17 protein-coding genes and 1 pseudogene are annotated in these 24,459 nt (G+C 44.5%); 4 read left to right on the forward strand and 14 right to left on the reverse strand.

Features of this window, described 5'->3' with window-relative positions:
- From F6J94_RS06505 to F6J94_RS06515, 3 genes are all read left to right on the forward strand, one after another.
- On the forward strand, nucleotides 1–1,956 hold a 1,956-nt coding region (locus F6J94_RS06505), incomplete at its 5' end, for an ATP-binding protein (RefSeq protein ID WP_293038261.1).
- 245 nt (nucleotides 1,957–2,201) lie between these two features.
- Nucleotides 2,202–2,681, forward strand: a complete 480-nt coding sequence (locus tag F6J94_RS06510; RefSeq protein ID WP_293038264.1) for a MoxR family ATPase — start codon at nucleotides 2,202–2,204, stop codon at nucleotides 2,679–2,681.
- A gap of 129 nt (nucleotides 2,682–2,810) precedes the next feature.
- Entirely contained in the window at nucleotides 2,811–3,158 is a 348-nt protein-coding gene (locus tag F6J94_RS06515) for a hypothetical protein (RefSeq protein WP_293028570.1), read from the forward strand.
- Between the two features lie 133 nt (nucleotides 3,159–3,291).
- Here F6J94_RS06515 and F6J94_RS06520 read toward each other — a convergent pair whose 3' ends face one another.
- Nucleotides 3,292–3,669, reverse strand: coding sequence for a hypothetical protein (locus F6J94_RS06520; RefSeq protein ID WP_293028594.1), 378 nt, complete (start codon nucleotides 3,667–3,669; stop codon nucleotides 3,292–3,294).
- Nucleotides 3,670–4,687: 1,018 nt separating this feature from the next.
- Here F6J94_RS06520 and F6J94_RS06525 point away from each other — a divergent pair.
- Entirely contained in the window at nucleotides 4,688–5,299 is a 612-nt protein-coding gene (locus tag F6J94_RS06525) for a M23 family metallopeptidase (RefSeq protein ID WP_293038267.1), read from the forward strand.
- A gap of 81 nt (nucleotides 5,300–5,380) precedes the next feature.
- Here the strand turns inward: F6J94_RS06525 and ftsH are convergent, their stop codons facing one another.
- From ftsH to F6J94_RS06590, 13 genes and pseudogenes are all read right to left on the reverse strand, one after another.
- On the reverse strand, nucleotides 5,381–7,363 hold the full coding sequence (gene ftsH, locus F6J94_RS06530) for an ATP-dependent zinc metalloprotease FtsH (RefSeq protein ID WP_367142172.1): 1,983 nt from the start codon (nucleotides 7,361–7,363) through the stop codon (nucleotides 5,381–5,383).
- 322 nt (nucleotides 7,364–7,685) lie between these two features.
- The gene (nrdR, locus tag F6J94_RS06535) at nucleotides 7,686–8,216 is read right to left on the reverse strand and encodes a transcriptional regulator NrdR (protein ID WP_293038270.1); all 531 of its coding nucleotides are present in this window, start codon (nucleotides 8,214–8,216) and stop codon (nucleotides 7,686–7,688) included.
- Nucleotides 8,217–8,434: 218 nt separating this feature from the next.
- The gene (locus F6J94_RS06540) at nucleotides 8,435–8,530 is read right to left on the reverse strand and encodes a photosystem II reaction center protein T (RefSeq protein ID WP_008180851.1); all 96 of its coding nucleotides are present in this window, start codon (nucleotides 8,528–8,530) and stop codon (nucleotides 8,435–8,437) included.
- 137 nt (nucleotides 8,531–8,667) lie between these two features.
- Entirely contained in the window at nucleotides 8,668–10,200 is a 1,533-nt protein-coding gene (gene psbB / locus F6J94_RS06545; RefSeq protein ID WP_293038273.1) for a photosystem II chlorophyll-binding protein CP47, read from the reverse strand.
- A gap of 854 nt (nucleotides 10,201–11,054) precedes the next feature.
- Complete coding sequence (locus F6J94_RS06550) at nucleotides 11,055–11,375, reverse strand: hypothetical protein (protein WP_293038276.1); 321 nt, start codon at nucleotides 11,373–11,375, stop codon at nucleotides 11,055–11,057.
- 546 nt (nucleotides 11,376–11,921) lie between these two features.
- Nucleotides 11,922–12,593: an HAD-IA family hydrolase gene (locus F6J94_RS06555; RefSeq protein ID WP_293038279.1), complete on the reverse strand. Its 672-nt coding sequence runs from the start codon at nucleotides 12,591–12,593 to the stop codon at nucleotides 11,922–11,924.
- Between the two features lie 74 nt (nucleotides 12,594–12,667).
- The gene (queG, locus tag F6J94_RS06560) at nucleotides 12,668–13,621 is read right to left on the reverse strand and encodes a tRNA epoxyqueuosine(34) reductase QueG (protein WP_293038282.1); all 954 of its coding nucleotides are present in this window, start codon (nucleotides 13,619–13,621) and stop codon (nucleotides 12,668–12,670) included.
- Nucleotides 13,622–13,687: 66 nt separating this feature from the next.
- Nucleotides 13,688–14,431, reverse strand: coding sequence for a Stp1/IreP family PP2C-type Ser/Thr phosphatase (locus F6J94_RS06565; protein ID WP_293038285.1), 744 nt, complete (start codon nucleotides 14,429–14,431; stop codon nucleotides 13,688–13,690).
- 222 nt (nucleotides 14,432–14,653) lie between these two features.
- Nucleotides 14,654–16,357, reverse strand: a complete 1,704-nt coding sequence (locus F6J94_RS06570; RefSeq protein WP_367142173.1) for an ABC1 kinase family protein — start codon at nucleotides 16,355–16,357, stop codon at nucleotides 14,654–14,656.
- 160 nt (nucleotides 16,358–16,517) lie between these two features.
- A complete protein-coding gene (locus tag F6J94_RS06575) occupies nucleotides 16,518–16,859 on the reverse strand; it encodes a DUF6825 family protein (protein WP_293038291.1) in 342 nt (113 codons plus the stop codon).
- 160 nt (nucleotides 16,860–17,019) lie between these two features.
- Nucleotides 17,020–18,367: pseudogene (locus F6J94_RS06580) on the reverse strand (RNA-guided endonuclease InsQ/TnpB family protein).
- Between the two features lie 197 nt (nucleotides 18,368–18,564).
- Complete coding sequence (locus F6J94_RS06585; protein WP_293038294.1) at nucleotides 18,565–19,875, reverse strand: protein kinase; 1,311 nt, start codon at nucleotides 19,873–19,875, stop codon at nucleotides 18,565–18,567.
- Between the two features lie 178 nt (nucleotides 19,876–20,053).
- On the reverse strand, nucleotides 20,054–24,226 hold the full coding sequence (locus F6J94_RS06590; RefSeq protein WP_293038298.1) for a CHAT domain-containing protein: 4,173 nt from the start codon (nucleotides 24,224–24,226) through the stop codon (nucleotides 20,054–20,056).
- Nucleotides 24,227–24,459: the final 233 nt, after the last annotated feature.

Here is a 24,459-nt window from a genome sequence, read left to right on the forward strand (position 1 = left end):
CCTTTGTTTGCAGTAGATGCAGAAAAAACTGAGTCCGATCAGACTAACAATACACCATTAAACTGGCTGAAACAGACTTTCGGTTTGTCTGAATTTGATTTAGACGTGATGTTGATTGCCCTGGCTCCAGAAATTGATTTAGCTTACGAGGGTCTGTATGCCTATCTCCAGGATGATGTCACTCGCAGGCGACCTAGTATTGATTTAGCCTTAAATTTACTATGTCCCTCTGCTGAAGCCAAACTGTTGCAACGAGTTCATTTTGCTCCTGACGCACCCTTAATCAAACATGGCTTACTTCACTTAATTCCTGACCCTCATCAGGTTAAACCACCAATATTATCCTATTATCTCAAGCTAGATGATCAAGTTATTCATTCTCTGTTAAAACAAAAGAGTCTTGAACCGCGTTTAGAATCTTGGTGTCAATTGATAGATAGTCCTGCGGTTGAGGACAAGTTACCGATTAGGGATGACATTAAACACATACTTCCTAAGTTAATCAAACACGCTCAACATACCAGCCAGCCTCTACATCTGTATTTCTCTGGTTTATATTCTACTGAAAAACGCCGTGGAGCGATCGCCCTTGCCGCTCAACTAAATAAGCAGTTATTGATTGCGGATTTAGCTCAACTAGCAATTAAGGAAGAGTTTGACCAACTGCTAAAATTGTTATTTCGTCAAGCCTGTTTTCACGATGCTATCCTCTATCTAGAAAGTCTGGAAAGTTTAGATGCACTACAGACCAAAGAGCAGCATCTGTTATATAAAAGCTTACTTGACAGACTAACTGAGGCAAAAGGTGTGGTAATCTTATCTGGAACACAGTCGTTGGTGCCAAAGTTTACCAATCTCAACGGTGTGATTACTGTACCTTTTGCTACACCGGATTTTTATCAACGGCGCGTTTACTGGCAAGCTAGTTTAGAAACGAAAGGAATTGTACTTAGCGATGGCGACTTGGATACCATAGCCAATCGTTTTACCTTGAGTTCAGCCCAAATAGCAGGAGCAGTGACAACTGCTTGTAATCAGGCTTTGTGGCGTGCTGCTGCCGAATTTGAGTTGCCATTAAACAGTACAATTAAGCCAACCCTAAATGACTTATTAGCAGCGGCTCGTGACCAATCTGGTAGCAATTTAACTGAATTAGCTCGCAAACTTAACCCTAAGTATAGTTGGCAAGACATTATCTTACCCCCCGATCAACTCGCTCAGCTCAAAGAAATTTGTAATCAAGCCAAGTATCGTCATATTGTCTATGAGAAATGGGGCTTTCACCGCAAGCTATCCATTGGTAAAGGATTAAATGTACTATTTTCAGGTCCACCAGGCACAGGTAAGACCATGGCGGCGGAAGTGATTGGGAATGAACTACAGCTTGAGCTATACAAAATTGATTTATCCCAAGTTGTCAGTAAGTACATTGGCGAGACTGAGAAAAATCTGAACCGCATTTTTATGGCTGCGGAAACAGCTAACGCTATCCTTCTGTTTGACGAGGCAGATGCTCTGTTTGGCAAGCGGTCTGAAGTTCGAGATGCTCATGACCGTTACGCCAATATTGAAGTTGGGTATCTGTTGCAGAAGATGGAGGAATATGAGGGGATATCAATTTTGACAACAAATCTGCGCCAAAATTTAGACGAGGCATTTGTGCGTAGGTTAGCCTTTACAGTACACTTTCCCTCACCAGATGAAGCTAGTCGTCGGCGCATTTGGGAGGGGATTTGGACTGAAGAAATCCCCTTGTCAGCAGATGTAGATTTTGAGTTTTTGGCACGGCAGTTCAAATTGAGTGGAGGGAATATCAAGAATATTGCCCTAGCAGCAGCTTTTCTAGCAGCTGAGGCAGGTAGTGCAGTGATGATGGAACATCTGTTACAGGGCACTCGCCGGGAGTATCAGAAGATGGGTAAGGTCTGGAGTGATGGAATGCGATCGCATACATAATCCGCCCACGGTCAGTAGTTAGCCAGTTTTACACTAACGACGTACCTAGTGCTATTGTAAGCATTCAGCCGTTGGCCTTTGGCCAAGGCTGAGAGCTGAATCCTTACGTGCTATTTACCTGATTAAGCGACAAGTATAATACTGTAATCCTTGGGCGATCGCGAACATATTATTGATCAAGTTATTTCTTTTTATTCCTGTTATCTTATTTCTAGAATTATTTTAATGAATTAATATAAGGTGCTATGGATGACTTAGGGAGAAGAAAGTACACAGGTGACGGTAAGTGCCGCTACAAACCGCTTCCTGGTGCATGGCAAGAGCCACAACCTTACATTGCTTCTAAAGCTTTTGCAGATGCAGTTAATACTGCTCTCTACCTGCGTCGTCCTTTATTATTAGAAGGTGACCCAGGCTGCGGGAAAACGCGATTAGCTTATGCGGTTGCCTATGAACTGGGTTCTCCCCTCTACAGCTGCTACATCCGCTCTACCAGTCGAGGCCAGGATTTACTTTATGATTATGATGCCATAGGTCGGTTGTATGACATTCAGGAACGTCAAACTGCAGGTAATCCCAGGCAACCTTTGTACCGCAGAAATTATGTTACCCTAGGAGAATTGGGCGAGGCAATTCAGCAATCACAAAATGACATTCCTTCGGTGGTTCTAATTGATGAAATTGATAAAGCGGATCGGGATTTACCTAATGACTTGCTCTTATAATTGGAGCGATTGCAATTCCAAATTAAAGAAGTACTAAACGTTCGTTTTGATGCTTTAAAAGGTAAAACCAAAGAAGAACGAATATATTTTTTACCGTTAATTATTATCACCAGTAATAGGCAAAAATAATTGCCAAAACCCTTCCTACGTCGTTGCTTATTTTACTACCTTAAATTTCCAGAAAATGCTACCCTAAAACAGATTATCCAGAGTCATTTTAAAACTGAGATTACACGCCTATCCGAAGCAGCTATCCAAAAATTTGGGGAACTGCGGGAATTGAGAAATTGGCAAAAAATACCAGGTACCAGTGAATTTTTGGATTGGTTGAGAATGTTGGAACGAGATCAACAAGGGAATCAAAGTACTGCTGAAGCATTAGCCGATACTCCGACCGCAAATCTGCCTCATCTAGAAACTCTAGTTAAAACTCAACAGGATCACGATGCCCTGAGCAAGACCAGGATACCAGATTAGTCACTGAGAGTATGATTGAGACTATGGGATTGGCCTTGGCCTTGGCCAAAAGGCCACGCTACGGGAATGGTCACGCTACGGGAATGGTCACGCTGCGCGAACGCGCCCGAAAATGAGCAATGACTACCTAAATTCAATTCCCAGACTGACGCCCTAATTCATACACACCACAGCTCATGCAAGCAATAATCCCAATACTGATTGCCCAACTGTGTCCCAGGCTAATTTCGACGGCGTAGTTACAAACTGCACCAATGACTAAAAAAGGCACAATACTGACAACTGACGCATAGAAAGCGTTTTGAGATTCTCTGACCTTGCTGGTTCGTTCAAATTCCTCAGCCGACATGTAAAATAATCCCTCAGCAAAGTTAAACCAGCGGTTCAATTGCTCCATAATCCATTGCCTCAAGGACGAGAGGCTTAAATATAGCGCTAGAGACCACAAAGATGCTCCTGCGATCGCGGTAGTATCCACCTCAAATCGGAAGGGTAAAAATTCAGTCAGCATCAGTTCACGCATAGGGTAGGCTGGGGCAAGGTGAAGTACCCCAGCCTGCTTCGCTGAGGCTGGGGCTTCCAATCTCAACTCAAATCAGGGACGGTCTTATTCGTCAATAGGGTTTCCCGCTTCATCCGCCGACGCCTCAACCAGAGGCGCTTTCCAATGGCCGGGGAACCCGGCCATTGGAAAGCGCGCCTGCTGATGAAAGGTCTTACTCAGCGTCCACAGGCAGACATCCGCCTTCCGCAGACGTATAGTTCTTTTCGACAGACTCACCTTGGAATTACGACTCTATGGTCAACCAGCTGGGGCTTGTCTCTTCCCTGAGCTCTGCTAGTACTTTTACACCTTTAAGGTAGCCTTTTAGTCAGTCAGGCGGGTCATCGACCAATTATATTCTAACACGATTCGCAACAAGTCCTCGTCTGGCTATCCATCCCAGAGATGAAACCTGATTGTTAGGGTCGCCTTTAGGGTTAGTCGATTATGCGTAAAAGAGGTGCCCCAGACGCGCGCCAAGGGTGTAGTGGAGCCTTTATAGGTGATTGGCTATGAGGATGCATGGTTAAAACTATTGTATTAAGGCTCCACTACACTTACGGTAACTTCAAGACCCGTGGCGAATTTAATTCGCCTACGGAAAGCGCACCTTTGGTTAAAACTTTGCCGATTTTGGCGACCCTATCCTTACGGTAACTTCAACACCTTTAAAGAAGGTGGGGAATTCCGCGAGTTTTGTTAATCACTAAGTTAACCAAGATTTAACTGCTTTATTTAACTTTATCGCTTTAGTTAACACTAAAGCGATAAAGTTAAACAGTTTACATTTAACCGTCAACCCTTAATAAAAAATTCAATCCTTAAATTGTGCAAGTTAAATTTGTATTAGTTTATTGAGGTATCTTAACAAAACTCAAGATTTTGATAAGATACCTCAAACAACCCAAACACCCTGCTGATAGCAGGTGATCTGGAGGGATATAAATGGAAAGACCCCTAACTAGCTAAAGCCAGACTAGAACTAATGCGCAGTGGTTATTTATCAAGGCTTCTAATTTTCGCTGGACTGAGTTTAACGAGTTTAATCGGTTTAAGTACCCATTCGAGTTTCCCCAGCCAGCGAGTAACTGCATCAGAACCTCCCTCAACCTTGGTAGCCGGAGTAAGAAGTTTTGCCAAAGGGGGTTCCTTTCCCGTAGAAAACTTCCGGGGCTACACCTCTGGCTTCGGTTACCGACCCTCTCCTAGAGGTTCTGGATGGGAATTTCACCGAGGTTTAGACATAGCTGCCCCTGAAGGAAGCTATATTCGTAACTGGTGGAGTGGTAAGGTTATTAAAATTTCTGATGGTACTGCTTGCGGCACCTCAATAACTATCCAATCAGGCAAGTGGCAGCACATCTACTGTCACATGAAAGGATACGCAGTTAAAAATGGAGGTACTCGCTATTTAATTGACAACTCCGGTGGCATTCAGATCAAGGAAGGCCAACTGTTGCCTTCTGGAGCCAGAATCGGTCGAGTAGGGATGACTGGTCGTACCACCGGTCCTCATCTGCACTGGGGATTGAAGTATGGCAAGCAATACGTTGACCCAGCCCAGGTGCTGCGGGCAATGTATAAAACACGAGCTTGATTGGGACAAATGTTAATGGTTAATGGCCATTAACCATTAACATATTTCAAACATGCATGCCTTTGATCTTTTTAGTGCAAACTACGAAACTACCAATTGTTCCTTGTGCATCTGGGTGTGTTCTTCTATAATTCTGCGTAACTGGTCTCCTTCGATAGTTTCTTGATCTATCAACAGGTCTACTAATCGGTCAATTATTACCCGATTTTCCCGGATTAATTGACGAGCATGGCCATGGCAATGCTGCACAATTGTGCGAACTTGGGCATCAATGTGGGCAGCAATTTTCTCTGAGTACTCAGCCCTATTAATCACATTACCCCCTAGAAAGACTTCTCCCCCTGGGTCTTCTAAGGACAGAGGACCCAAATCACTCATTCCAAAGCGGGTTACCATCTGCCGTGCTCGTGAGGTAACTTGTCGCAAGTCCCCAACAGCACCAGTCGTAACTTCAGCCTCACCAAAAATTTCTTCTTCTGCCGCTCTACCCCCTAAAGTAGCAGTGATTTGGGCTTTGAGTTGAGCCCGAGTAATCAAACCTTGTTCTTCATCAGGAATAAACCAGGTCAAACCACGGGCTTGCCCTCGGGGAATTAGGGTTACTTTCTGTACCAGGTCGTGATCCGGTAGGAGGGTAGAAATTACAGCATGTCCTACTTCATGGTAGGCAATTAATCGCTTATTCTTGCTGTCCACTAGAGGAGTGCCTTCCATCCCAGCCACCACCCGGTCAATAGCATCATTGATCTCGAGCATAGTGATAGCATCTTTGCGGCGGCGAGCAGTCAGGATTGCCGCTTCGTTGAGTAGGTTGGCTAAGTCAGCACCAGTAAACCCAGGGGTACGCTTAGCAACAGTTTCTAGACAAACCTCAGGGTCAATCTTTTTGTTGCGAGCGTGGACTTCCAGAATGTTATTCCTGCCTTTGTAGTCAGGGTAATCCACAATGACTTGTCTGTCAAAGCGTCCAGGACGTAATAGTGCAGCATCCAGCACATCTGGGCGATTAGTGGCAGCAATAATAATAATACCTGTGTTCCCTTCAAACCCATCCATTTCCGTGAGCAATTGGTTAAGGGTTTGCTCCCGCTCATCGTTTCCACCGCCAATCCCTGCTCCCCGTTGCCGTCCTACCGCATCAATTTCATCAATGAAGACCAAGCAAGGGGCATTTTCTTTGGCTTTTCTGAACAAGTCTCGGACACGGGAGGCACCAACACCCACAAACATTTCCACGAATTCGGAACCAGAGATGCTAAAGAAGGGAACTCCTGCTTCACCAGCGATCGCTTTGGCTAACAGAGTTTTACCAGTTCCTGGAGGACCCACTAGCAGCACACCTTTCGGGATGCGTGCTCCAACAGCAGTAAAGCGTTCTGGTTGTTTGAGGAATGTGACGACTTCTTGCAATTCCTCTTTAGCTTCTTGAATACCTGCTACATCATCAAACAGAACCCCGGTTTTGGCTTCCATCTGAAACCGTGCTCGGGATTTGCCAAAGTTTAAGGCTTGACCAGAATTACTCGCAGAGCGTCGCACGATCATGATAAAGCCTGCTAGTAACAACAGAAGCCAAAATAAGTTGGCAATTAGACCTAAAGCGGCTAAGTTATCCGGAGAGCGCCTAATTTCAGTGGGAACATTCTGTTGACGGAGTTCCTTGAGTAGCAAGGAGTTTTGATCGAACAAAGCAACTCGTTGAGGAGGTTCATTCTCCTTGGCCTCCTTTAGGCTAACTTTAGCAATCTTAGTAGCTTCATCAATTTCTATTTTAGCGACTTCCCGATTTTTAACTTTCTCTAATAGCTCACTATAGGTTAGAGATTTCTCTTCTTTAAGCTGTGCTTGGGCTGGGGTACCCAGTATCACCCCTTGCCAAAGGAGCAAACTGGCAGCAATACGCCAGAATTTGACTAACTTGCGGTTTTCCTGGGGTTGCTGTAATCTAACCGAAGGATTTGCCAGCGGATGTGGAGAGGTGTTTACCTCTGCATTAGCCATCCATGCTCTCATCCAGAAACGTTTCTTCATGGCTGTTTGCTCTTTGGTCTTGCCTTGACTCAACTCCTGGGTAAACCTAGTTAGGCTTCAATATAATTCACGCCCTTGAGTTGAAAATTCTTTCACTTTCTAGTCTAGCTCCCTAAAATCTGGCTTTAGCTGTAAGAAACTCATATTAAGTCCGGTAGCATCGGTAACCTGCTCTTGCCTAGATCGGGTTTCCAAACCTCACGCTGGTTTGTTTCTTAATCCTTCCTCCTGTAGAGACCTTGCCTGGAACATCTCTACAAATGGTAACCATACAACTGGACACGAGACCACTAGTTGACCTTGTAGGTTTGAGAGTCAACCATCAACCGTCAACCATGAACAAACATCTGATCAATTACACCGAAGTCGATGTCTTTATTTCTTCTACATGATCTGAGGGGGTTGGCGGAACCTGGGGGATTTCCATTGGTAAATCTTCCTGTTGGAGATCCTCTAGGGTAGTGACAAAATCTCTAATCCCTTGAAATTTTCCATAGACCGAAGCAAAGCGTACATAAGCCACTTCACTCTCCGAACGTAGGTAGCGCAAGACTAACTCGCCAATTTCGTGACTGATGACTTCCCGACCAAATCGCTGTTGCAATTCTGCTTCAATCTCATCAACCAATGCTTCCAGGCGTTTTTGGAGAATGCCGGTTTTTTCACAAGCACGTACAATTCCCCGTAACAACTTGGAACGGTCAAATGATTCACGCTTGCCATCCCGCTTGATCACAGTTATTGGCACAAATTCGATGCGCTCATATGTCGTGAAGCGATGTTTGCATCCCAAACACTCCCGACGTCGCCTCACACTTTTCCCTGCCTCAGTAGAACGAGACTCAAGAACGCGGCTCTCGGTGTGGTGACAAGAGGGGCATCGCATAAGATAATTTTGTTTTCTTGCTGAGTGGACTGATTGGCGGCAGATAGTTGGAACGCCCTAAGAGTCGATACTTTCAAAATAACAAGTCTAACAATTAGATGGAAGATGAGCCGATATATACCTGTCCACTTACCTATATCCTATAGGCTCATGACAGGCTATTGCGGCTCAGAGCATCCACACAACTGTTGAATTTCGATCTGAGAAATCGAGGTAAACTACTTCCCAATCTTAGGGGGTTCCCGAAAAGCAATGGCAAAAAATAGGGTGCCTAGGGCTAAGGTCAAGATTAAGATATAAGCAACTGATTCCATAGCTATAATTCCTGGTTATCTCCTCACTTACCAGTCTACCTTGCATGGACCACAGAAATAGCAAAAAGGCAAAAGAAAAATTTCTTTTCTTCTGCCTTTTGCTTTTGAGTCAAACTGTGATAGGAGAGATTTAACCTCTAGATAGGCTCTGTCCTACGGGTAGTCTTATCACCAAGCTTCTGGAAGAAGCCCCACTCGACTTGCTCTTCCTCTAGGTCAGGATCGACACCAGCAAACACATCTCGATAGAGAGTGCGTGAGCCATGCCAGATGTGCCCAAAGAAGAACAACAGTGCAAAGACAGCATGACCAAAGGTGAACCAACCCCGAGTACTAGTGCGGAATACACCATCAGAGTTTAGGGTTTCGCGGTCAAATTCAAAGCCCTCACCCAGCTGAGCAGTACGAGCGTATTGCTTCACATCGAAGGGGTCAGTAAAGGTTTGACCATCAAGAACTCCACCGTAGAAGCTAGCAGTGACACCAGCTTGCTCGAAACTATACCTAGATTCAGCCCGTCGGAAAGGTATGTCCGCACGAACTACACCATTAGCATCGGTCAAAATGATCGGGAAGGTTTCAAAGAAGTTCGGCATCCGACGAACGGTCAGCTCCCGACCTTCACTGTCTGTGAACACCGCATGACCTAGCCAACCTTCAGCAATGCCATCCCCTTTGTCCATCGGACCTGTACGGAACAAACCACCTTTGGCAGGGGAGTTGCCGATATAGTCATAGAATGCCAGCTTCTCTGGAATCGATGACCAAGCTTCTGACAAGCTAGCACCATCAGCCAATTCAGCTTGTACCCGTTGGTTAATTTCCTGTTGGAAATACCCCTGATCCCACTGATAGCGAGTTGGACCAAACAGTTCAATTGGGGTAGCAGCACTGCCGTACCACATGGTGCCTGCTACTACAAATGCAGCAAAAAACACAGCGGCGATACTGCTGGAGAGTACCGTTTCGATATTCCCCATCCGTAGAGCTTTAAACAAGCGCTCTGGTGGTCGTACTGTTAAGTGGAATAAACCAGCAATAACCCCAACAACACCAGCAGCGATATGGTGAGCGACAATACCTCCAGGGTTATAGGGGTTAAAGCCTGCTGGTCCCCATTCTGGTGCGATGGGTTGAACACTACCAGTGAGACCATAGGCATCAGATACCCACATCCCAGGACCCCAAAGCCCAGTCAAGTGAAAGGCACCAAAGCCAAAGCAGAGTAAACCAGATAAGAACAGGTGAATGCCAAAAATTTTTGGCAAATCGAGAGCTGGGTCGCCACTCCGTGGGTCTCTGAACACATCTAAATCCCAGTAAACCCAGTGCCATACGGCAGCCAGGAACAATAAACCAGAAAGGATAATATGAGTTGCAGCGACACCTTCAAAGGACCATAAGCCCGGATTGGTTACAGTTTCACCAGTGATACTCCAGCCCCCCCAGGAATCAGTAACCCCTAGACGAGCCATAAAGGGCATGACGAACATCCCCTGACGCCACATAGGGTTAAGAACCGGGTCACTCGGATCAAAAATTGCCAATTCGTACAGGGCCATTGAACCAGCCCAGCCTGCCACCAGGGCTGTATGCATCAAGTGCACAGCTAGCAGACGTCCTGGATCATTCAGGACGACCGTGTGTACTCGGTACCAGGGTAGTCCCATTGACTACGCTCCTCCTAATATAGAGTTTTTACTTCGACGCTTCTTTTGATCAATATGTTAGAAATCGCCTTGAAGTCTCCCCCGCTTCAAACACAGGGGATTCTAAGAGTCACGTTGTTCGAGGGGTTAAAAACCTCATCTGACAACGCTTACGGTATGATTTCTCAAATTTGACACTGTTTGGAGAGCTTTAACACTCTCCGACCGACCTTGGTTAGGTGTGAACCTAACTGTATCGCTACTTTGGTAGCCCCCCTAGATTTCGCCATTGGCAACTTAGGTAGGACAAAGTATGTATGAAACTAAAGTTTGTTTAAAGAAGTGTAACTATTGTTAGAGCCGATTGCAAGCGAACGGTCATGTTCTCAGCTTAGGGTCGGAAGCGCTTAACCAGCTATATTGGTCAAATTTCCGTTGTATTTGCCTAAATTAAAGCAATATAGCTTCTAAAACCAAAAAATTGTCAAATTCAGTCCGGTAGCCTCTTGAGTGATTAGCAATAGTCGGACACAAATCAACATCAAAAAGGTATATGGAAAAAGGCACAAGGATAGAACTTATGCCCAGTTGATTTCAAACCATACCACCTACAGCACTTAAGAGGGGAGGGGGAAGAGGGGGCAGAGTCTGGAGTTCGCGAAAGCTGGGGATCAAAGGGCTATTGATATGCCACTCGGTATTACAACTCGGTATTAGGGTTCAATCCTATGGCTAGGGTTTTTTGATTAATTGCTAACCCTAGCTATAACTTTGATCACAAGTCGCAATCAAAAGTATAACTTCTTCATCATTCCTTATCCTTACCCTCTTCTCCCTCTTTTTCCTTGTTCCCTGGTGCCTTTTCCCTGTACCAGTTAACCTTTGCCCCCTACCATGATTTCAGTATGTGTCATCGCTAAGCGCTCGATAACTTGCTCAGCAGTGATCAAGCGTTTTAGGACAACTTGACCAATAGTTTTTGCTGACTCAGGTGAGGTGTTAGCCATGGGTTTGACTTCAACCATAACCACAAGGTCTTCAACCTGATAGAGCCACAATTTTTCTCCTTGCTCTAGGATAGAAAGGTTAATTTGCTTAATTTCTGGCAGGCGTCGCCAAGCGTTTTCGTTCCAAAGACCTCCAAACTCCCAAACACGCCCGACTATCCAGCCTTCCGATAAAAAGAAATATTTCACGTTGCTCTTCGCTAATCCTGCTCTATATTTCTATTTTCCACTCAAATTGAGTTTTTCAGCTTAAAATGACGATTTAATTCAAATTTTATCCAACAACGGCAATTGGTCAATTTCAGGACTTACGCACCAAGCTTGTCGGTTAAGACTGGGTGTCAGGTGTAGTGGAGATTTATAGAAGTTGACAAAATCATCAGTATATGATTAACAGCAGTAAACATTGTTACTTGACCATAGTCTTTTGAGCTATAGCTGGTTACAGTATCAATTGATGGGTAAACTAATCTATAATTCAGATAAAAAAACGATAATACAAGCCAATCCAATTCTTATATAACCTGGCTTTATACAATCTATTGGATTGGCTATGTATAGACTTAAAGCTTGATATAACAAGCATTTAGTCCTCTTGAGAGGACTTGATTTACTCGCGGTGGGATTTTCATCCCTGGCGGACTATTGGTAGTAGTTCAAGATGTGATTTAAAATCGGCTGAGATAAAATTGTCATTGGTAAATTAACAAGTAATAAGTAACCAGTAAATAATTACTAATAACAAACTACTTTTGATTTAACTTTTGATTGATCTAAATTAGATACTACTTCATATAAATCCTGGGGTTCGTCGATCAAAAAATCGGGTTGATATTGAGCTAGGACTTCTTTATAATTAAATCCCCAACTGACAGCAACTACTTTAATAGTATTTTTCTTAGCTGCCTCAATATCCCTAGTTTCATCTCCCACATAGATCACATCACCAGGATTTAAATTATGTTTTTTTAGGAATTTACGAATAACTTTTTCTTTTCCAAAGATGGGACTGCCTGAGTCAACAAAATCAAAAAGCTTTACCCAAGAATTATTTTCCAGGAAAAGGTTAACGTTTTCTGCCGAGTTAGATGTCAATATCCCTAATTGGTAACCTTCATATTTCAAATCGTTTAAAACGTCTATTATTCCAGGAATAGGAGTTAAACTTTGAATATCTTCGCGTAAGAGTTTTTGGACTTTTTTAAACAAAAACGGGATTCTAAACCTCGAAATACCCGATTGCTTAATAATTTCCCTAGAGCTTAAATGTCTAACTTGCTCCAATTTTTCAGCTGATGTGGGCTGATATCCAAATTCTCCCGCTAAGCTATTACTAATCTTGACAATGGCAGTAAGGGTATCAGCCAGAGTCCCATCAAAATCAAAAAGAATTACTTTTACACTCATTGAGCAATTAACAATTAACAATTCGCAATTCGCAATTCGCAATTAGCCACCCAAATAATCAATGACTAGTCAGACTAGTCAACCGATTTTTGAGATGCATCAATATTAGCTTGGGCATTGCGCCGTAGCATATTTGGCTTAATACGCCGCAGCGCAGAAGCTGGAAACCGTCGATTCCACTCCTGATCAGATATAGTAGCTAATTCTGTGAGTCGAGGAGCCACATTCCAAGGGTAGGGCTGAAACTCTACCACATCAGTTTCTTTAGCAAAACGTTGGTTCCAGGGGCAAACATCTTGACAGATGTCGCAACCAGCAACCCAGCCTTCTAAATGGGGTTTAATCGATTCCGGCAAGTTTTCAGCCCGATTCTCAATGGTATGATAAGCGATGCAGCGGTTGGCATCAACGACAAACGGTTTGGTAATAGCACCCGTTGGGCAGGCTTGAATACAGCGGGTACAGCTACCACAGTGTGAAGTGTGAGGGGTATCTGGGGTCAAGGCTAGGTTAGTCAACACTTCCCCTAAAAATACCCAACTGCCATACTCCCGCGTAATTACATTACCATTTTTAGCAATCCAACCAATACCTGAGCGCTGCGCCCAGACTTTATCTTGTACTGGCCCTGTATCAGCATAGTAACGCACCTGGATTTCTTCTGCTTGTGCTTGTAACCAAAAGGTCAATTCCTTCAATTTTTTATGCATGACCTTGTGGTAATCTCTGCCCCAACCGTAACGGGAGATTTTCCCATACTCAGGGTTTTCGGGACGCTGGTGAGGGGTGTAGTAGTTGAGAGCAACACAAATTACCGACTTCACCTCTGGCATACAGCCACGAATACCCAAGCGTCGAGGATTTGCCATCCAAGCCATGTCTGCTTGATACCCTAACGCTAGCCAAGCCTTCAAGTTTTGCTCTGCTGAGTCATGATGATCAATATCCACAGCTGCAATTCCCACCTTATGAAAGCCGAGGGAGCGAGCTTTCTGTTTTACCTCAGTGCTAGTAACTGGTATATCCAACAGCTGTATTTACGAAGTAACTCTACCTGTAGGGTGTGTTAATAACGCACGTTCACCCAACACCGTTCATCCAACACCTTTCATCCTTTCCCCAATCTCTACAATAACCACAGTAATGTTATCCCTACCGCCTTCTTCTTTAGCTGCTTCAACAAGGATATCCAGAGCCTGCTCAATACTTGAACTATCTTGGAGAGAGGAAGCAATCAATTCATCGGAAAGTTCTTCGGTGAGTCCATCGCTACAAAGCAAAAGGCGATCGCATAATTTAACTTCTATCCGATAGACATTGACTTTAGGTAAGTCCTTTCTGCCTAGACATTGAGACAGAACATGACGCCAGGGATGCATCCGAGCCTGTTTAGCTGTTAGTTCTCCCAACTTAACGGCTCTGGCTACCCAGGTGTGGTCTTCTGTAATCTTCTCTAACTTAGAATTTCGGAACCGATAGAGGCGAGAATCTCCTACATGAGAAAACCAACACTGGTCTTGACGGAACATCACCACTACGGCAGTGGTTCCCATATCTGACCGTTCTGGATGAGTTTGCTGATCGTTGAGGATAGCCTGATTGGCCTGATAGATCGCTTGTTCTAGTAACTCATCAGAAGGAGTTTGAGAGTTCCAATCTTTATTCAAATAAGTCTTAATCGCCTCAGTGGCGATTTTACTTGCCTCTTGTCCACCGGCATGACCACCCATGCCGTCGGCAACAATAAAGAAGCGACCGTCCGGGTCTATGTAGTAGTCATCTTGGTTAACTGTACGTAGTAAGCCCGGATCTGTAATACCGGCGAAGCAACTTTTCATCACATCGGTTGTTTACTGGCTTGATGCTTTCTGCTCGTCTGTGAGCTTCAGTTTGATTTTGATGGATAGAAACATGATTATTATCGACCTGATTCAGTTGAATTAAGGAAATCTCCAAAGATGTCCGGATAAATGCCGAAACATCCAACGATTTCCCCTCCTAGTACTTGCTACTACGGTGGATAGATCGTGGGATAAGGAGTTATTACGACTTTACAACAACTACAACATCCGATCAAACCGGTCAAGCCGTCGGAGCAACCTAATTAAGGCAAATCCTAACATAGCTGCCACCAAAACGACTACTAAGGCTAGTACGACATTACCATTTACAAATAAAATGGTAGCCGAAAGGGTGAAGGCACTGATTAATAAAGTATAGTTGGTTCCCAACTGAATACCACTCAGCCGTCGTAAAACCCGGTCTGATTCAATAGAGCGCACTCGAATGCGCAGGTCTCCTCTTTCTAATTTTTCAATAGTACTTTCAATGCGTTGGGGCAAACCTAATGCTGTACTACTCATCTGTGCGGCTTGGCGTCCCAGTTCATTAATAAAGCTATTGTTGTCGGGAGTGTTGCCGTTGGTCATAATCTCTAGTGCAAAGGGTTTTGCAACTTCCATAAAATTAAATTCGGGGTCTAAGCCTTTACCCACTCCTTCCAGTGTAGAAAAGGCTCGCATCACAAATGTGAAGGTTGCTGGGAATCGAAAAGGCTGGCCATAGGCAATTTCGTAGAGGTCATCGCTGATGTTAGTGATCGATTGATCCTCAAAGGGCTTATCCATGAAATTATCCAGCATATACTGAACTGAGCGCCTTACCGGTCCCATATCACTCACTGGTGAGAGCGCACCCAATTCAATTAGGGAAGTCACCACTCGGTCGCCGTCTTTTTGGGCAATGCCAAACAGGGTTTCCATAAGTTGCTCGCGCACATTGGCCTTAATCTGCCCCATCATGCCAAAGTCGTAAAATATCAGGGAACCCTTATGACTAACCGCAATATTTCCCGGATGGGGGTCAGCATGGAAGAAGCCATCATTTAGCAACTGCTGTAGGTAAGCTTCTGCTCCCAGACGAGCGATTAATTTGCGGTCTAGACCAGCTGCTTCTAGAGCTTCGTAACTACTAATCTTAATCCCTGGTAAAAACTCTAGGGTCAAAACTCGTGATGAGGTATAGCGCCAGTACACACGGGGTACCTTCACCCAGTCATACTTACGGAAGTTGCGCCGAAACGTATCTGCGTTTCGGCCTTCATTAAGATAATCAATTTCTTCCCAAAGAATACGACAGCACTCTTCATAAATCCCGCTCCAGTCCCGACCACGCCCCCAGTCTGGATGGTTTTGAAAGTAATAGGCGATCCCCTTGAGAATTTGTAAATCAATGGTAAACAGTTTTTTTAATCCTGGTCTTTGGACCTTAATCGCTACCTCTTCACCACTACGAAGTTGAGCTTTGTGAACTTGCCCTAAGCTAGCCGCCGCCAGAGGAATTGGGTCAAAACCACTGAACAGTTCCTTGATGGGCTTGCCTAAATCTTCCTGGATGATCTGCTCAACTTGCTCGTAACTAAAGGCAGGAACCCGGTCTTGTAGTTTGCTCAGTTCTTCTACATACTCACTAGGGAATATATCAGCACGGGTGGAGAATAACTGTCCAACTTTGATAAACGTTGGTCCTAGATCTAAGAATGTATCTCGAATCCAGATAGCTTGTGTTTTGCGTCTATATGCGTGCTTTTGCTCTGTATATCCTCCCCGATAACTCCAAGGTTTACCATCAAGCCACAACCCAGTGATGAGGGTTAAAACAAAACGCCAAATATCAATAAAACGCCTTTGACGGGAGTAATTTTCTTGATTCCACCGATAAGCTTTTTCGCTGTATTGCTTACCTATAGAACTTTGGCTAGACACATTGCGTTCCTGATTTATTGTAAGGTTAATAGAGTTTTGAGAAAGAGCAGACACTCGGATTTCTCTGTAAGGTTTTTATCAAAAAAATAGCAGGTTATTAAAAATTATGTCGAAACTACTCACTTCTGTAGATAATCTAGGGTAGTAACGATAAATCTGATCAAGATTGCTTGCGATAGTTTTTTAATTCCGTACGCAAGCTGGCAATTTCTGCTCGCAGCTCATCAATCATGGCTTGCAAATCAGCTGGTTTGGATCCTGTTTTCCCTGTGTTACTAGCTGTGTTACTTACTGTGTTACTAATAGTAGAATCAGCTGCTCCAGCTTCGCGATTGGCACTTTCAATGACCTGATCGGTAAACTGCCGCAGTCGCTCACGCTGCTCAGCATCAAACTTGCCTAACTCACTCAGGGCATTGGTTAGAGCATCCTCGAGCTGCCGATTAATGGCTTGAGCTGCAGCCCTACCCAGAAAAAAGGCATGAATTACAGAGTTACTCATTGATAAGTTTCTTTAGCTTACGTTACAAATTATAACGTACTTGCCCAGGATTATGAGTGAATTAAAATCTAGTTACTTGCCTCGTATATCCTCAGTTTGTCCAATCTCCCATGTCGTTATGATTTAAAAATCAATCATTATATCATCTTATGTATGTGAACTACCCCAACCTACTTCGTAGAGCTTGGGGCTTCCAGCTTGGCCTTGGCCTTTGGGCCACGCTACGCGAATGGCCACGCTTCGCGAACACGGAAGAATGCCTCAACTTGGACGGGCGTCCACGTCTTGGTCTTACTTCTTCTCCACTGGCGTTGACCTCCCCCGTCCCAGAGGAGGATAGCATCCTGATCCCTTCTGCTCTAATGTTCTTTGCTGCATTACCATCTCTGTCGTGGTGAGTGCCACAGCTTGGGCAAGTCCAAGTTCTCACATCGAGCGGCAACTCCTTGATTCGGTAATGACAATTAGAGCAGGTTTTAGAACTGGGGAACCACCGATCTATCTCGACCAGTACTTTTCCTTCTTTTTCGCATTTATAAGATAGGAAATTCACAAAAGTCCCCCAGCTCAGATCAGATATTGCTTTAGCTAATTTATGGTTACGAACCATGCCCTTGACGTTTAGGTTTTCGACTACCACTACCCGGTTCTGGTCTACGATTTTCCTAGACAGTTTGTGCAGGTAGTCTTGGCGGACATTTCCAATACGTTCATATACCTTAGCTACAATCTTTCTGGCTTTCCTGCGTCCACTACTCCCTTTTTTCTTGCGAGCGGCGATACGCTGCTTTTTAGCTAATTTCTTTTCATATTTAGCTAAATGCTTGGGATTACCAAACTTAGAGGTCTTTTCGCCATCGTAGGTAATAGCAAAATCCTTGATGCCCAAATCAATTCCGATCACTTTCCCTAGGTGCGCTTTCCGCATTAAGAATTAAATTCGCCACGGGTCGCACCTCTGTTGATGGTTTCGGTTCACCAGACTCATACTCCATCAGGACAGAAGCGTAGTATTTACCAGAAGGGTCTTTACTGACTGTTGCAGTTTTGATTTCCCCGTCTAGTGGCCGATGAATCACTGCCTTAACAACTCCCAATCTCCCAGGAAATTTAAGACAGTCACCCACTTGCTTAACCTTTTGGGGATACTGAATTGATTGGCGATGATGATATGACTTGAACCTAGGATATTTAGCTCTACCTTGGCCTTTGGCCACGCTACGCGAACAAAAAAGTTTTGATATGCACGGCTGAGGTTTAGACTCACAGATTGTAAGACCTGAGAGTAACACTCTTTTAGCCATTCAGTCTCTTTTTCTTTTTTGAGTTTTGGCAGCATAGAATTGAGTGCAGACTGTTTCAGACCTTTGCCAGTTTCCTTGTAGGTTTCTATACACTGAAAAGCACGCATAATTCCACCACCAGCGAGCACATCCAAAATGCTGAGCTAATATCTCAACTTGCTCTTGTGTGGGATAAATTCTAACTTTGACGGCTTTATGTTTCACTGCACTCACCTTCGCTATCGACCTTAATTAATATTATATGTATTTCGTATTAACATGTCAAGTTACTGTTTCGCTATCCATCCGGATGGATAGCGAGTCTTGTTAAACGCTTATTAAGTGCGTTTGGTGGCGAGTTTGGGGTAAGTCCTGTGGAAGTATGAATATGAATAAAGCACCTTGATCAGGTTGAAAGTGTTTCAGAGTTGGGGTTCTGACAAAGGCCAATTGCTGCGAGGAGGGAAGGATTGATCGGTGTGGAAGATGGTAGAACCAGGTTCTTTTTGAGAGTTAATTCGCAGTGCGAAACCAAATCCTAATCCGGCTGAGGCGGCAAGGGCACCGGTCATCAGTAGGGCTTTCAGTGGGAATCCAGCTTTGGTAGTTTTGAGTTTTGAGGTTTGAGTTTTGAGCTTGGCGTGGACAGTTTTGAGAACAGCTAAGGTCTGAGTGCTCAGTTTTGAGGTCTGAGTGCTCAGTTTTGAGCGCTGAGTGCTCAGTTTTGAAGTCTGAGTGCTCAGTTTTGAGGTCTGAGTGCTCAGTTTTGAAGTCTGAGTGCTCAGTTTTGAAGTCTGAGTGCTCAGTTTTGAAGGCTGAGTGCTCAGTTTTGGGGAAATTAATGACTTTTGCTGAGGACTCAGCACTTTCAACTGAGAACTGCTTTGAGCAACTTTCTCCTGAGTTGGCAGCAGCGATAACCAAGCTTCTACAGTTTTAGGACGTTGATTGGTGACCATGTGCAAGCCACGCCAGACTGCTTGTTTAACTACTGGAGTTAGGTTTTGTGGACATGGTGGTAAGTCCGGCAGGAAAAGAATATAGAAACCTTCCTGGGCATGCAATACTTCCCTGACTGGTGCAGGTAGGGGTGGGTTTCCAGTAAGCAAGCAGTAAAAGGTTGCGGTTAAGGAATAGACATCGGTTGCCTGGGAAAGTTGCCCTTTAGAAATGTACTGTTCCGGGGCGCTATACCCAGCAGCAATTAAACTGGCGTGGGTTTGCCTGACTCCTAGGGTGAGTTGACTAGTAATACCAAACTCACATAGCACTAGTGTATCGGTATCTTGACGCAGAATGATATTTTCTGGTCTAACATCTAGATGCAGCAAACCCTTTTGATGTAAGATACTAAGGGCATCGCCAATTTGACGAATGTATGCAATAGCTTGAGCTTCTGGAACCAAATTGGCTTGGATGAGTTCAGCTAACCTCTGCCCCGGAATATATTCCATGACTAGGTAAGGTCGTCCGTCAGCTTCAAAGGATTCGATTACCCTGACTAAATGCTGATGCTGACAGCCGCTCAAGAGCCTACCAAGGGCAAGAAATTGCCGCTTGAACTGGTCACCATGGGGATGGTGGCACAGATTGTCGCTGAGGGTTTTGATCACGACGGTTTGACCAGACTCAGCGTTGATGGCTAGGTAGGTGATGCTAAAGACACCTTTGCCTAGCTGGCTATGAAGAACATATTTGCCGTTGTGCAAGACTGTGCCTGCCTTTAAGTCCATGAAACTTCAGTTCAACTCCCACCTATGCTAACCTTAAGTGGTGCAGAATGGTTGACACCACCTAGGTTTCGTTTCTCACTTGTTGACAATCAAGGATCAAGGAAAAACCAGGATAACTATCAGTCAAATTATTCAGCTTAACTATTCTGTAGCAGGAGTTGTTAATCAGGATCAAACATTACCAAGGGTTACCAATTAGGGTAAAAGCGCTCCAATAGTAGGGATGTCGTAACTCCACATCTGGCAACTTAGCTAACGCTGGCGGTAAAGGAAAACTGCCCTGATCCGTTACCAACTGCCCTCTCTCGAGACGTACTGTGCCCCTGAGCAAATTTAACTGAGCTTTCCGTATAGCCTCGGCTTTCACTGGGAGTTGCTGTAATTTTTCGTAAAACGTTGTCATTAGCCCCAGGGTACCCTCATCGCTGACATACCAGAGACTTCCCAATGCGGACTTGACCCCCGCTAGCACTGCTAGACCGGCAAATCCTAATTCGGCTTGCTCGTCTCCTAAGGCAGTACGACAGGCACTTAAGACCAACAACTCCACCTTAGGCTTACTTAAGCCTAGTTTAGGCAACTGGTTAAGTTGCAGCTTGGTATCCCACAGCTGGATGTAGGAATTACTTGGCTTACCGGCTAAGAATTCACTATGGGTAGCCAAATGAACGATACCAAAGGGTTGTGAGGCACGAGCTTTTATCAAATTTGCTACGGTGAACGCTTCGTTAAGTAATGCCTTTCCTGACCACAGTTGTTCTGTAACCATCGATAACTCTACAGGAACTGCTGGTAATGGGTTTTTGTTCTTAAACTGGGATGCTCCCATGGCCAAGACTTGAAATTTCCTAATGTCTACATAGTTCATGTTGGTTAATGATAGAGTTGGCATCAAACCAAGGCTATATCGTTCTACAAGAAACCCAGTGCCATCATGAAGTGCTGCCATGGGTAAGGAGCGCAAACCAACGTCCATGATAAAGGCAAGATTATTTATTTTTTGGGCTTTTAGCTCCTGCTCTACTGGATCAATCAACCAACGATACAACTGCTGAGCCAAGGGTAGGTAGACATTTGCGCTTTCGAGATTGGTGATACTCCTGTGGAATTCCCGAGCAACAGAGAGAACTTGCGATCGCGTTGCTCCCTGCACCTGTTTTCGAATTACTGCTCCCGAAGCCGTAACGACTAGTAATTCCAGCTGTGTATCGAGATTTTCTTGCCAGTGTGACCTAGTCTTTTGCCGATTTTCCGTTCTCTCTCGTTCCGGTTTGGTTGACGTCAATCCTTTAGAATTGACTAGATTGCCCTTAGTAGTTTCCGGTTTAAATTCTGGTTTAAAGAAGAGGTAAATTAGGGCTGGTTTGAGTCCAGTAATATTTTCAATCTGGCGCAGGTGGGCTTGGGCTTCTTCCAGGGTGACTATGGGAGTGTTGCTAATGCCTAGATGTTTTTCAAAGGCATAGGTAAAGCCTCCCTCAAGTTGTTTAACATCAGCTTCAGCTTCTAGGGTAGATTTAGAGGATTTACTGGTAACTTGCTGTGGGACTGATTGTGCCAGTGATTGACTAATATTAGTACTATTAGTATTAGTAATCTCTGCTATAGTCTGTGGTGCTGGTTGATTGTAATAAATGTTGATTAAATTCGATTTAGGGGGAAAATTAACAAACTCAAGGTTTTTAAGATTATAATTAGGTTCTAATTTAGTATTTTTATGGTTTATTTGAGTGTATTCTGTTTTGGGAGCAATTGCCTGAGGCTTTGGTTGAGTAAGAATTGGTAAGAATTCAATGGAATGCTGATATAGTTGAGGGAGACTGGGGAATATATTAGCCGGATTTGAATAGGGATTGGTAGCCATTGCTTGACCTTGGCTAGTCGAATTTGAAATCACATCTTCAGCCATTGCTTGACCTTGGCTAGTCGAATTTGAAATCACATCTTCAGCCATTGCTTGACCTTGGCTAGTCGAATTTGAAATCACATCTTCAGCCATTGCTTGACCTGCGCTAGTCGAAGAATTCCCCAACAAATTGGTAGCCATTGCTTGACCTGCGCTAGTCGAAGAATTCCCCAACAAATTGGTAGCCATTGCTTGACCTGCGCTAGTCGCATTTGAAGATGGCTCCCCAGTATTAATTTCTATATCACCTGAATCTGAGCTCGTTGAAGTCAAAAAGGATTCTGGTGGAAGAATGGTAGAATCACCTGTAGAAATAGCTCCCTCTGTACCATTAGTAATACTATTTCCCACCTCAAAGGGGGTTTGCCCATTTCCACCATGACTGATGGTGATTTTTCCTCCACCATCTCCCCCAACTGTAGCAATGCTGACTGCTGTTTCTTTGCCCTCGATTAAGGTGTCAAACGTCCCAGTGGCTCTAAAAAAACCTTCTGTGGTAATTTCCACATTGCCGCCTTTCCCATCACTACCACCTTGGGCATTGATCCAGCTAACCTGAATATTATCGCCATCGAGGGTAACATCCCCTCCCTTGCCAACTGTTGTTGATGAGTTAAGCTCTTCTGTGCTCAGAGCCTCAGACGCTGTGATTGTAATCGCTCCCCCATTTGTCTTGATATCACCTAGAGTGACATTAACGCCATTAATGGTGATATCTCCAGAAAAGTTCAGAGACACGTTAGGGGCGGTAATATCATTACTAGTATTCAGAACAATGTTGCCCAAAACTTGTTCTAGGGCATTCGCGCCAAGGGTAAAGCCAGATGTCCCCCCATCCCCCGACAAAATTTCCATCACATCAAAACCAAGGGGATTATCTGCTAGCTGCTGACCAGCAATCCCTGTCCCAGGTACAATACTAATGTTATTGTGGTCGAATGTAATCGTGCCGTTTTCACCAAGAGGGGCGGTGACATCAACTTTTGTGCCATCAAAGATTAAAGTCTGTTGGCTAGATATCTCAACTGTCCCAGCATCTGGGGACAATGGGGACAATGAAGTTTGCTCTCCAGCGCCACGGGCAGTAATCTCGCCATAGAATGCTGTGGTTTCCTCTGACCAGACAGTAACTCGACCTCCGTCTCTATCTGCCGCTTCTCCATCAGCCTTAATCACGGAATCACGGCTGACAAAGGTGCGATTGGCATTTAATTTCACATTGTCTGGATTGTCTGGATTGTCTTGGGGGTTCTTGCCAATCCACACCTGGCCACCATTACCGCCGGAAGAGTCAATGGTGGCATTAATTACAGCAATGCGATCGCCTAATACTGTTACACTGCGTCGCCTAAGTTCTGGGCTGGAAACATCTAGGGTCCCCGAGACAATGGTTGTTCCTGTCTCAGTGGGAACTGTGGTGCCAGAATCTGTCAGCTGCACGGTTCCATTGGAATTGGCACTGAGTTTTGTCTCAACGCCTTGGGCTTGTCCTGTCAGTAGCTCTGGTATATCTAGTGCGGTAATTAATGGTTGCCCATTTGGTGTACGAGGGGGGTCAATCTCTAGATTCAACAAATTTCCAGATTGAGAAATCTTAACCAAACTTTTCCCTGGTACAGCAGCGATAGTAATATTGCCTCCCGGTGCCTTCACTTGCCCAGTGTTAATCACACTACCCCCGATCAAGGCGATAGTGCTATTGTCTGGCACTTCCAGCTCACCAGCGTTAATGATACTTCTTTGTTGGGCTAAATCAAAGGCAAAGCTAGTGGGGTCACCAATTAAGTTCTGGTAATTATTATTGTCACCAAAGGCATCAAACCAATTCCCGTCCTCAAAGCCAATCCCAGTCGCTGTGGTTGCTGTAAAGGAAGCAGGGACATTTATTCGAGCACCAGCCCCAAAAATAATTCCTGCTGGGTTCATTAAGTATAAGTTAGGGGTGCCACCGCTTGTGATTTTAATTAGACCATTAATAATTGAGGGATCACCGCCTACGACTCGTCCCAAAATATTCCTAACCTGGGGATTATTAGAGATAAAATTGGCAATCTGACCGGAATCGAGTCCAAATTCCTCAAAACTGTGGAACAGATTCGGTTTATCGCCACTAGAGAGGCTACCACCAGTAATATCGAAGCTTTGACCATTAGGAGTTACAATTGTCCCTGCACTGTCTTCTGCTGAGGTGATTTGTGCTATTGCTGGTAGCCCAGTTGGGGAGAGCAACATGGCTACCCCCCAGGGCATGACTTGAGCTAGAGATTTGCGGTTGAGGAATGAAGGAGAGATTGTTCGGTTAGAGCCTTGAGGAGGGAAAATCTTGCCCTCTAGGCGGCTCCACCGTCCTTGGTACTTAGAATAATTGCTGCGCTTGGGTTTTAATACCGGTTTCCCCATAATCTTCATAGCAACCCCCCCTAAGGTTCTCTGTCTAGTAGTCATGCAGTCTAGTAGTCATGCACCTAATTTGAAACAGCTGTAGCACCAATCCACTAAGGGAAGGCCATGGTAATTTTACTAATTTAAAACTAAATTAGCCATATTAAATTAGCGGTAGTGGTACACAAGTAGTGATTTTAGCTCCTGTTACTTTGACCAGACTGTAGCCAAATCACTACTTGTTGATCACTACCAAATTAGCCATCCTTAGTGATCACTGTTCACAGTAACAGAAT

Source organism: Moorena sp. SIO1F2 (genome assembly GCF_010672755.1).
Lineage (GTDB): Bacteria > Cyanobacteriota > Cyanobacteriia > Cyanobacteriales > Coleofasciculaceae > Moorena.

Bases quoted from the DNA above. Each gene is read 5' to 3' on its own strand.
- F6J94_RS06520 (WP_293028594.1), bottom strand. From the start codon at position 3,669: ATGCTGACTGAATTTTTACCCTTCCGATTTGAGGTGGATACTACCGCG.
- F6J94_RS06575 (WP_293038291.1), bottom strand. From the start codon at position 16,859: ATGAGTAACTCTGTAATTCATGCCTTTTTTCTGGGTAGGGCTGCAGCT.
- F6J94_RS06525 (WP_293038267.1), top strand. From the start codon at position 4,688: ATGCGCAGTGGTTATTTATCAAGGCTTCTAATTTTCGCTGGACTGAGT.
- F6J94_RS06565 (WP_293038285.1), bottom strand. From the start codon at position 14,431: ATGAAAAGTTGCTTCGCCGGTATTACAGATCCGGGCTTACTACGTACA.
- F6J94_RS06555 (WP_293038279.1), bottom strand. From the start codon at position 12,593: ATGAGTGTAAAAGTAATTCTTTTTGATTTTGATGGGACTCTGGCTGAT.
- psbB (WP_293038273.1), bottom strand. From the start codon at position 10,200: ATGGGACTACCCTGGTACCGAGTACACACGGTCGTCCTGAATGATCCA.
- nrdR (WP_293038270.1), bottom strand. From the start codon at position 8,216: ATGCGATGCCCCTCTTGTCACCACACCGAGAGCCGCGTTCTTGAGTCT.
- F6J94_RS06590 (WP_293038298.1), bottom strand. From the start codon at position 24,226: ATGACTACTAGACAGAGAACCTTAGGGGGGGTTGCTATGAAGATTATG.
- F6J94_RS06540 (WP_008180851.1), bottom strand. From the start codon at position 8,530: ATGGAATCAGTTGCTTATATCTTAATCTTGACCTTAGCCCTAGGCACC.
- F6J94_RS06585 (WP_293038294.1), bottom strand. From the start codon at position 19,875: ATGGACTTAAAGGCAGGCACAGTCTTGCACAACGGCAAATATGTTCTT.
- F6J94_RS06510 (WP_293038264.1), top strand. From the start codon at position 2,202: ATGGATGACTTAGGGAGAAGAAAGTACACAGGTGACGGTAAGTGCCGC.